The sequence below is a fragment of the Candidatus Zixiibacteriota bacterium genome (genome assembly GCA_034439475.1).
Taxonomy (GTDB): domain Bacteria; phylum Zixibacteria; class MSB-5A5; order GN15; family FEB-12; genus JAWXAN01.
The window spans coordinates 24099-34756 of record JAWXAN010000039.1 but is presented as its reverse complement, the minus strand read 5'-3'; the positions used below and the strand labels follow the sequence as shown (position 1 = coordinate 34756).

Below are 10658 nucleotides of genomic sequence, written 5' to 3'. Positions count from 1 at the left end.
TCGGTCTGCTCGATGCCGATGTCTACGGTTTTTCCATTCCGCGAATGCTCGGAGTCCAAGGCCAGCCTATAGTTATCGATGATATGATTGTCCCGCTCACCAAAGGAAATAATATCCAGGTCGTCTCGATGGGCTTTTTTGTAGACGAAGACGATCCAGTCATCTGGCGCGGACCGTTGCTACACAAAGCTATCAATCAGTTCCTGACCGATGTCCGCTGGGATAATCTCGATTACCTCTTTTTGGATCTCCCACCCGGCACTGGCGATATCACTTTGACCATCGCTCAGGCCATTCCGATGGCTGAACTTCTTGTCGTAACTACCCCGCAGGAAACCGCTTACCATGTTGCGGGGCGGGTCGCAAAGCTCGCTGAAAAAACAAATCTAAAAGTGATAGGCGTCCTTGAGAACATGTCATACTTTGACAGTAACGGCACTCGCGAATACATTTTTGGTCAAGGCGGTGGAAAAAGTCTGGCGGATCAACTCAAAACGAAGTTTTTCGGCGAGGTCCCGCTTATGACTTCAATTCGCGAGGGATCTGACACCGGAAATCCGGTCGCGTTGTCGGGAACTGCGGAACAAATTGCGCTCTTTGAAAGTATCGCTCGGAAACTCGATAGCGAGTAAGGCTGTTAAGTTTTTGCCTTGCTGTCGAATCGGTATATTCAATTTTATATTTAGGTCTCTCTGAACACCGCCTATCAATCTTTAGAACGAGTCCATAATGGTGTAAGACACTCAGAAATAAGCTGTTCACAAAAATCTAATGTTTTTCCACACAGTTGCTTGACGGAACCGCTGTCGACTGATATACATACTCATGATATCAAGTCAACAATCACATGTGCATACTGTGTGGATAGGTTCTCTTCGGATTTCGAAAACCATTGGGGAATCATCACTTAACTTTTCATTTTTCACTCAATCGTGTGGATAAGTGTGTTGACAAAATTCATGGTAAATTACAGGTGATTGCGTTAAGTACTTGCTTAGTGAAGACATTCGGACGAGGGTAACATGTTGATAAAACAGGACGGGGGGAATTCCTTTGATTGAGAAAGTAGCGAACTCCACACAGTGGAGTGACTGTCTTGGGTATATGTCAAAACGGCTCAAAGCGCAGTCGTTTAACACATGGCTCAAACCGACCCGGGGAGAAACGAACGGTAACGGCTCATTTAAGGTCGCCGTGCCAAATCAATTTGTCGCCGATTGGATCAATGACCATTTCAGAGATGTCATTGACGAAGCATTCGAGGAAGTTCTTGGTAAGCGCTATGACCTGGTATACGTCATAACTGGACAGCACGAAAGCGAAGACCAGACCGCGCTCGACCTGCTTTCGCCAACGTCGCAAATGCGTGTGCACACCTCGTCGGCACAGAAAAATCATAATTTGAGCGACCGTTACCGTTTCGACTCGCTTGTGGTCGGTGACTTCAATAATTTCGCCTGCGCGGCCTCCAAGGCTGTCTCCGAGGCGCCGGGTATGACGCGCTATAATCCGCTCTATATATATGGCGGCACGGGACTTGGGAAAACACATATCGTGCAGGCTATCGGCCATGAGATTTTGGAATCATTCCCGGACAAACGAATTATGTACGCCACATCGGAAAAATTTACATCGGATTTTATATCCGCTATTTCAGACCGCTCGGTTTCTGATTTCACGCGTTTTTATCGCGATGTTGACTGTCTTATCATCGATGACATTCAATTCTTCACTGGCAAAGAGGGGACGCAAGAACAATTCTTTCATACCTTTAATGCCCTCTATCACTGCGGCAAGCAGATTATTCTCACCTCCGACCGTCCGCCACGAGAGATCAAAGGACTCGAAGAGCGTCTCCTCTCACGATTCTCCTGGGGACTGGTCACAGACCTTCAGGCACCAGACCTTGAGAACCGAACAGCCATTCTGCACACCAAGCTGAGCTGTGAGGGCGCAACACTTCCCGAGAGCGTTATTACATTTATTGCTGACACGATCAATACGAATGTCCGCGAACTCGAAGGCGCCCTTACGCGACTTTTGGCCTACGCATCGCTCCAAAAGGTCCCGGTCGATCTCGAAATGGCTAAAAAGATTCTCTCTGATGCCCTGTCGCCGTCGAAAAAAGAGCTTACTATCGAATCTATTCAAAAGAAGACTTGTGACCACTTTAATGTCGAATCGGCGATGATGACGGCCAAGAAGAAGACGGCCAAAGCTGCCCTTGCTCGTCAGGTAGCCATGTACCTTTCGCGGTCTTTGACAGACAATTCGCTTAAAGTGATTGGTGGTGCGTTTGGAGGAAGGGATCATTCGACGGTCATCCACGCCTGCGAACTTATCTCGCGCCGTATGTCTGCTGAGCCGTCGTTCAGAGAAAAAATTGACAAGATTTCAGCGTCGCTTTTGTATTGATAACTTGTGAGGAAGGTTGTGGATTTAGTGTTGATAACTTTTATTAGATGAAACATGTTGATATCTTAACCTGAATGTTGAAAATAGATGAGATGAATGTTGAAGGATAAAAAATGCAGACGAGGCAATAAGAACTATAGTGTGAGCGTGTTAGAGCGAGAAGAATGTTTCGTTTCGGTCTTATACACATATTCACACACCCTATTATTACTATCTTTTATATATATAACCTATTAGTTAAAGAGAAAGGTGTGAGTAAACATCACACAGGAGATAATCTGAAATGAAATTCGCTCTAACAAAATCAAAACTCGCTGGCTGCCTGCAATCAATCCTTCAGGTTGTTCCGACAAAATCCACCCTACCCATATTGACCAATATCCTCGTTGAAGCGCTTGAGAATAAACTTAAATTATCCGCGACCGATCTTGATATCTCGATCACGGTGTCGGTTGAATGCGAAGTCACAAAAAAAGGGTCTGTCGCTTTGCCAGCGCGAATTCTCTTTGAGATAATTAAAGAACTTCCGGAATCGATGGTTTCGATTGAAGCGGTTAACTCGCGTGTAGAAATTAAAATTCCCAACGGCTCCTACAAGATAGCGTCGCTTTCCCCTGATGATTTCCCGAAACTTCCGGCGGTCAACACCAAGAAAGAAATTCGCATATCCGGCGAAGACCTTGTCCGTATGATTCGCAAAACAACGTTTGCATGTTCGACTGATGAAACACGTCCGGCGCTCAATGGCGTCTTATGGCAGACCAAAGGGGACAAAATGCAGATGGTGGCCACCGACGGCCATCGCCTGGCTCGTATGGCGGTAGAGAATAGTAAATTGAAAGGACTCAGCGAGGATATTATCATTCCGCCAAAGGTTCTTAACTTGATTCCCAAATTCGCTGAGTCGACCAAAGGAGATGTTGGAATTATTTTCGGCGAGAACAATATCATTTTCAACCTTGGCGATACGGTGCTGACCTCGCGCCTTATTGAAGGTCCATATCCAAATTTCGAGCAGGTTATTCCGGCCACCGCCGACAAGAAAATGGTTATCTCAAAGGATGAACTGTCGGGCGCGGTGCGACGGGTTTCAATTCTCTCCAATGCGCTAACCCATCAAGTCAAATTTGCCATCAAGAAATCATCGTTGACGCTCTCGACAAACAATGCCGATGTCGGCGGCGAAGGAAAGGAGACGCTCGATTGTGATTTTGAAGGTGAGGCGATAGAGATCGGCTACAACGCGGCTTATGTTAATGAAATTCTCTCAAAGATGGACAGCAACGATATAATCCTGGAGCTTTCGTCGGCGGTCTCGGCTGGTGTGGTGTATAGCCCAGAGATACCGAAGTCAGATTTCCTTTGTTTGATAATGCCGCTTCGATTGGCGGAGTGAATGTGGTCTCGGGCGTCTCTGACTCGCACTGGAATGTGAGGGGAATGACATTATTAGAGTATCGGCTTAAATCTCGGTACAGCATTAGTCATAAATGTCGCTATCCCTTAATCACAATAACAGAAACAACTGGCTTTTACTTATCTATATTCCCCTATGCACATCCACTCGCTCCGCATAAGCAATTTTCGCAATTTCCATAATCTCGATGTCGACTTCAGCGACGGCATCAATATTTTTTTTGGCAGTAACGGTTCCGGCAAAACCAATTTGCTCGAAGCCTTGTTCACACTCTGTCTGGGCCGGTCTCAACGAGGGGCCGTCGACAGCGTTCTCGTACGCCAAACGGAAGATGTCTATCGACTACAGGGGGAGCTTGAGGCGCAAGAGCGGCGCCATGATGTCGCGGTTGCCTACCAGCGAGGCGGACGGAAGAAGATAACCATCGACGGCTCAAATGTAAAAATTGCCGAACTTTTTGACAGTTTCTGCGCTGTCGCTTCCGGACCGGAAGACAGCGAAATACTTTCGGGGCCGCCGTCGTCACGAAGACTCTTTCTGGATATTTATCTTTCACAACTTTCACGCAAATACCTGAATGATCTGACCGATTACTACCGCGCGCTTGCCCAAAAAAATGCGGCGCTTAAAAATCAGATGGACCCCAGTCCCTTTGAGCCTTTGCTTGTCAGTTACGGCTCAAGAGTGATGGCGCTTCGTTCATCAGCGCTTCGGACATTGAAAATGCTTGCCTCGGATTATTATTCCCGCATCTCCGGCGGCGAAAAAATGATGCTTCGCTACGATTCCTCGGTTGCGATTGACGAGGATGAAGAGAGCCTTGATAGAATCGAGACCGCGTTTCAACTGCGCCTCGACGACTATTGTGCCAAAGAGCGAATTTTAAAAAACTCTCTTGTCGGTCCGCATCGGGATGATATTACTTTTGAGATAGCAGATAAACCGGCGCGCACACATGGTTCACAGGGTCAGTGGCGCACCGCGGCGATTTCACTCAAACTTGGCATTTATCATCTGTTAAAAGAAAAGAGACGAGTCACGCCAATCTTGTTACTCGATGAAATATTCGCCGAACTCGATACTTCACGCGCCACAGCGCTCATGCAGGAATTCGGAGAGTTCAAACAGCTATTTCTGACCACCGCAATCGAACCGCCGCGAGAAATGGGAGAGCGAGGCCAACGCTACCGGATCGATTCAGGCCGAATTGAACAGAGGGTGAAGGTATAAAATGTCGGGTCTTGTCGTAAAAAATATTTCAAAGAAATTCTCATCAACTCCGGTGCTTGACAATGTCTCGCTTGAACTCGCCGACGGTGAACTGCTTGTGCTTCTGGGCCCATCGGGGTGCGGCAAATCGACATTGCTTCGCATTATATCCGGACTCGAAGAGGCCGACTCGGGCGAAATATATATTGGCGGAAGACGTGTCGACCAGTTGCCGCCGCGGGCCAGAGATGTCTCGCTGGTCTTTCAAAATTATTCGCTCTATCCGCATATGAGCATTGCCCAAAATCTTGCCTTCCCGCTTTCTGTGGCCGGAGTAAAAAAGGATGAGATAAAAAAGCGTGTTCAGGAGACAGCAAATATGCTCGGGTTGGGAGACCGCCTAGCCGACAAACCGGGCCAGTTGAGCGGCGGCCAGAGACAGCGGGTGGCGCTCGGGCGGGCGATTATCCGTGAGCCGGCCATTTTTCTACTCGATGAGCCGTTGTCGAATCTCGATGCCGATTTGCGGCTTCGCATGCGTCAGGAAATAGTCACGCTCCAGAAGCGGTTGAAAAAAACGATGGTGCACGTGACCCATGACCAAGTCGAGGCTCTAACCATGGCTGACAGGATTGCGCTTTTGAATAGCGGCACAGTCGAGCAGCTTGGCACGCCTGAGGAGCTTTACCGGCGTCCGGCGAATATATTTACGGCAAGATTTTTGGGACAACCAACAATAAATATATTTGAAGGTCGGATTGAATCCGGAAAATTGTTGCCGCTTGGATTGCCTTTACAAGAAGAGACTCTCTCCAAACTTAAAAATCCGTTTCAGGTGGGAATACGCCCAGAAGCCGTGGAAATTCATTCGACCGCGGAACTTCAGGGGAAACTGCTGTCGTATGAATATTTAGGCGATCATTATACTATGACTTTATCGTTTGCGAATTTGACACTGACGGCATCGTCGGTGTTTGCTTCTCCTCCTCCGCTTGGCCAGCCGGTGCACTTTTCAGTGAAAGCGAGCGAGCTGTTGTTTTTTGATACGGCAAGCGGGAGAAGGTTGTAGAAGGATCATGGGGGGCCTGGGAGGAATCGCTATTTAAAACAAGGGAGGCTGACCTGGTTCCCGGCCTGCGCCGGGATGACATTATCAGGGGTACCACACTCCCACATTTGTCGGGACGGTGTGATAGTACTCATTCTGTGGTGTCGGGCGCCCTCGCCCAACACTATAATTTAACTGTCAGGCGAGGGCGCCTGACACCACTTCTTTCAGTGGGTAACTCGGCGCTCAATCTATCTCAATATCAAACGGCATTCGCGTAAATAAAAATCCATCGGGCGAATCGATGACGCTCTGCAACGGAATAGAGTTGTTTTCGCGTGAGCCGGTGAAAATGCCAGTTATTGAATTCATAAGCGAGAGTCCCGGGAGCGCGAAAAACCTTCGCTGTCTCGGGTAAATCGCGATCTCGTATTCCTTGCCGTCCAATCCGCTTTCATGTGCGGTATAGCGGAGTGATTCATATAGTCCGCCGATTGCGTCAATCAGCCCGTTATCCAAAGCCTCGCGGCCAGTCCAGATTTGACCGCGACCGAGCGCGTCGATAGAATCAGTGGAAAGATGTCGGTTCTCGGCGACAAGTTTCACGAAATGATCGTAAAGCGAAGTCAGGTGCGAAAAATATTTCTCGCGTTCCATTTCTGTGAACGGACGAATTGTGGTAAGCATTCCCGCAAACGTGCCCCGTGTGTAAAGTTCTTTGCCGAGATCAATTTTGTCATAAAGCCCGCTGAAATCTGCTTTACCTCCAAAAATTCCAATCGAACCGGTGATACTTGAGGAGCTTGCGAAAAGTTTTCGAGCCGGAGTCGCGATATAGAAGCCCCCCGAGGCCGCCGCGTTGGCCATCGAAACCACCAATGGCTTTTTCTTAGCGGCATCAGTAACGCTCTTGTGAATTTGTTCTCCGGCAAGCGCGTCTCCGCCGGGCGAATCCACCCGCAAAACAATTCCGCGCACGTCCCGGTTTGCCAGCGCTTGCTGAAAACCGCGCTTCATCCCCTTTGGAGTTACTCCGACCGATGCGCCAAACATCGAGCCAGCATCGCCTGAGCGTATTTCTCCCTCGGCAACCACAAGCGCGAGTACTGGTTTCTTAGCCCACTTATCGCTGAGAAGCGTGTCCGATTGATAACGACGGAATGAGACCTCAGGCATTTTCGTAAGAAATTTGCCGGGCAGATCCTCGCGATAGCTTAAGGCATCGACCAGACCATATCGAATCGCCTCTTCCGAGGTGTATGGCCCGCCGTCGATAATTTTCTTGACCGAATCCTGGCTGATGGAACGTCCCTGTGCAATTGTTGCGGTGAATTGATCATAGATATCATCGAGCAGGCGGTTGACCTGCTCACGATTTTCTTCAGTCGATGCGGAACGGGTGTAACTCTCGGCGGCGGTTTTGTATGCACCAATGCGAAGCAATTCTACTTTCACGCCGAGTTTGTCAAGGGTTGCGGCATAAAATGTCAGCTCGGCTTTTAATCCAATCAAATTCAATTGTGAGACAGGCGGAATGAGAATGGCATCGGCGACCGATGAAATATAATAGGTGGTATTGTTCGGGCGGTTGATATAGCAGGTGACTTTTTTACCTGCTGCTTTGCAGGTCTCCAACGCCTGCCGAATTTCCTGGGCATGTGCAAATCTGATTCGCTCACGGCCAAACTCGACAATTAATTCTCGGATTGTTTTATCTTCAGCCGCATGGTAAAGGCTCGTGATCAGTTCGGCGAACGGAGTCTCGCGGGGCGCAAAAAACGGACGTACCGGATTTTCGGATTGATTTCCTATGTTAACCGACAACCTCCGCTTCGGTTCCGGAATAATAGAATGTTGGCGCAGTGTCGACATTCCCGCGAAAACCGTGGATCGCTGTTCATCGCCGCTTCGGTTGAAATTGCTCTTTGAGCCAGTGAAGTAACGGAGCAGATTGGCGCGAATTCCCAATTGGAAATTTCTGTCCGAATCAAGAAAGCCATTTACAAATAGACCGGGCACGGGGACGAATTCGAGATGATAGATATAATCGGCTTCACTCAATTTATTGTTGGTAGACAGAAACATATCGACGGCGACAGTGGCTTTATCGCCGAGCAGACGGTAGGCGAGCGAGTAGCGCTGCTCGACAAAACTTTTCTGCCCGTCGATTTTCCCTCGATTGAGATTCGACAGCACAGCGGCGATAGAAATATCACGGCCTGATTTTGTAATCAGCCCAAGATTCCACAAATGCCTTTTATTGTTTTCGCCTTGCGCTTCGCCGTAATATCGATATGAACCGCCCAGATCAAGTTTTTCCCCCAAACCCGAACCGGCGGCAAAAATATATTCCTTGGTCTCGGCGCCATCGCGCTGCAAAAGCCGCCGGAATGCGGTCGACAGCTTTTCATAGCTTGCCGTGTAGCCCCAGCTATCTGCGAAGCGGCCATCGGCATGGTCGGCCATGATCTGGATACTTCCGGCACTGTAGCGGCTCAGACTGGCCGGATTTATCCATGTAGCTTCGGTTCCAAAAACCGAGGCCGCAGGTTGATAGTAAAAAATCCCCTCTGGCAGGGCGAGTCTTTGGCGTTCGCTTTGGGCCGACGATGACACTACAAGCGAGAGAAATATGATTGATGCTGTTAAAGTAATCTTCATTGAACTGATATATCCTCATTTCCATCTTTTCTCAGATAAATATTTCCTTTTCCCTTGATAGAGCAATTGATATCGACAGTCCCCTTGCCAGTGTAAAGATTAAGGCGGTTGCGTTGGACCAAATCTGTGCGGAATGGAAATTTGCCGACCTCGATAAGCCCTTCTTCGTCGACCGAGAGCGAGACAAAGGATGAAATTGTGTCCGGCAGAGTGATGTCAATATCTTCCTGTTTGTTGTCAACTACAAGCTGGCCTTCGCTCATTCGGGTTATCTCGATAATAATCGGCCCCGATGCCCCGCGAATAAAATTACTCTCTCCGCTCGGTTTGAAATCAATCAACTCTATCTTGCCGAAATTATTGCGGGCATTGATGGCCCCTTCGAAATCAATGAGCTTTATATCGCCGCCTTCGTTACGGAAATTGGCCTGTGTGCCGCTTGAACGGATTTTTGTCGCTTCAATGCTCGAATTTGTGGTTGCCACAGAAATCTCGCCGGAAATATCATGGAGTTCAATCCTGCGATTGTTGGTTGTCACATCGAGCAGGCGGGTCACACCCGCTATCTGGAGACGCCCGAGCGATGCCGGAATCAACAAAGAGCTTATTGGGCCAACGGCCGAGATATCAAAATAAGTCGCTTCGATTTCGACAGCGCAATTTTCGGGCAAAGTCAAAACCGCTTCTATGATACCCGACTCGGTTTTCATATCCCACGGGGAGGGATTGGGCGCACGGAACTCAAGCCGTCCGGCTCCGCCGACCTGTTCTAAACTCACACTGATAAGGTCGATATGGTCAATTGCTTTCGTGCGGGAAGTTGTCTTTGCCTGTTTGGAATAACTCAACTTTACTCCGGTCTGGTTAGCCACTTTAATATCAAGCTTGCCGCTCAGACTCGCCGCGGATTTTATTATGATTTTCAGCGACGGCAGGTTGTCAAGAGACGAAGAGAGGTCTTTGGTGGCAAAGAGATGACTCTCGCGTTCAAAAATCTCCTGCGCAGACACAGCAGGACAGGCTATGAGTATCAAAGCCGCGGCAAAACAGACACCGAATAAACTAAGCAAGAATCTACACATTTTGCTTCTCTTTCCCAAGGAATACATACACTTCTTTTAACAGTATCGACCCGGCGACGGCGGCATTGAGCGATTCAACTTTTGCGCTATGTCCGATACGCACCGTCATATTTGCGGAGCTAATTATCTCATTTGATAATCCTTCGGCTTCCGATCCGATCGCAATGACGACCTTTTTGTCGGTCAGCATGGACTCCATACTCTGTGCCAATGGTTGTCCTTCAGAGTCTGCGGCGATAATTGTAAAGCCGTTTGAATGGGACATGGCAACAGCGTGTGTCGTGGAAAGCCGCACTATCTCCAGCCCGAAAAGTGTGCCTGCCGAAGCCCGGAGGACTTTTGGCGCATAGGCTTCAGCCCCGCTTCCGGTGAGAATGACTGCGGTGGCATCGAATGCCAGGGCAGATCGGAATAATGTCCCAAGGTTGCCCGGATCGGCTATCTGATCGCATATAAGTATAATACGATGCCGGCCTGAAAAAAGTTGTTCGCTCTCGTACTCCGGGGTGAGAAAAACGCCGACCATCCCCTGCGGTGTCTCGGTATCGCTTATTTCGGCGAGCTGTTTGGTGGAAATCTGGCGGCATCCCACTCCCTGATCGGAAAATGTGTCAAGCAACTGCACTCCGCGCTCGTCAATCTGGTCATGTGAGTAGTAAATAGCCTCAGGCCAAAACCGGAAGCGAACGGCTTCGTTGAGAATGCGTATCCCTTCGGCTATAAATCGTCCTTCGAGCCTCCGCCCTTTTTTTGTCTGGAGACTCCGGATATTTTTTAGTTCCGCTCGACTCAGCGGAGATGTTATCTTAGATTCGACTTTCATACG

General features: G+C 48.8%; 8 protein-coding genes. 5 read left to right on the top strand and 3 right to left on the bottom strand.

Translation table 11 applies throughout. The features are described from left to right. The 5 genes from SGI97_05465 to SGI97_05445 form a co-directional block, all read left to right on the top strand. Positions 1-632, top strand: a 632-nt coding sequence (locus SGI97_05465) for a P-loop NTPase (GenBank protein ID MDZ4723334.1), incomplete at its 5' end; no start/stop codon positions are given. Between the two features lie 421 nt (positions 633-1053). Then, the gene (dnaA, locus tag SGI97_05460; GenBank protein ID MDZ4723333.1) at positions 1054-2415 is read left to right on the top strand and encodes a chromosomal replication initiator protein DnaA; all 1362 of its coding nucleotides are present in this window, start codon (positions 1054-1056) and stop codon (positions 2413-2415) included. Between the two features lie 283 nt (positions 2416-2698). Then, positions 2699-3811: a DNA polymerase III subunit beta gene (dnaN, locus tag SGI97_05455; protein MDZ4723332.1), complete on the top strand. Its 1113-nt coding sequence runs from the start codon at positions 2699-2701 to the stop codon at positions 3809-3811. A 156-nt stretch (positions 3812-3967) separates the two neighbouring features. Beyond that, entirely contained in the window at positions 3968-5062 is a 1095-nt protein-coding gene (locus SGI97_05450; GenBank protein MDZ4723331.1) for a DNA replication/repair protein RecF, read from the top strand. Between the two features lies 1 nt (position 5063). Beyond that, positions 5064-6110 (top strand): ABC transporter ATP-binding protein, encoded by a 1047-nt coding sequence (locus SGI97_05445; GenBank protein ID MDZ4723330.1) that lies wholly within the window; start codon positions 5064-5066, stop codon positions 6108-6110. 225 nt (positions 6111-6335) lie between these two features. Here SGI97_05445 and SGI97_05440 read toward each other — a convergent pair whose 3' ends face one another. The 3 genes from SGI97_05440 to SGI97_05430 are packed head-to-tail and all read right to left on the bottom strand — an operon-like array spanning position 6336 to position 10655. Next, positions 6336-8750 carry a S49 family peptidase gene (locus SGI97_05440; GenBank protein ID MDZ4723329.1) on the bottom strand — a complete coding sequence of 805 codons (2415 nt, stop codon included), beginning with the start codon at positions 8748-8750 and terminating at the stop codon, positions 6336-6338. After that, complete coding sequence (locus SGI97_05435; GenBank protein ID MDZ4723328.1) at positions 8747-9832, bottom strand: hypothetical protein; 1086 nt, start codon at positions 9830-9832, stop codon at positions 8747-8749. Before SGI97_05435 ends, SGI97_05440 begins: the two co-directional genes overlap by 4 nt. After that, positions 9825-10655 carry an RNA methyltransferase gene (locus tag SGI97_05430; GenBank protein ID MDZ4723327.1) on the bottom strand — a complete coding sequence of 277 codons (831 nt, stop codon included), beginning with the start codon at positions 10653-10655 and terminating at the stop codon, positions 9825-9827. The genes SGI97_05435 and SGI97_05430 overlap by 8 nt, the downstream gene beginning before the upstream one ends. Positions 10656-10658 lie beyond the last annotated feature (3 nt).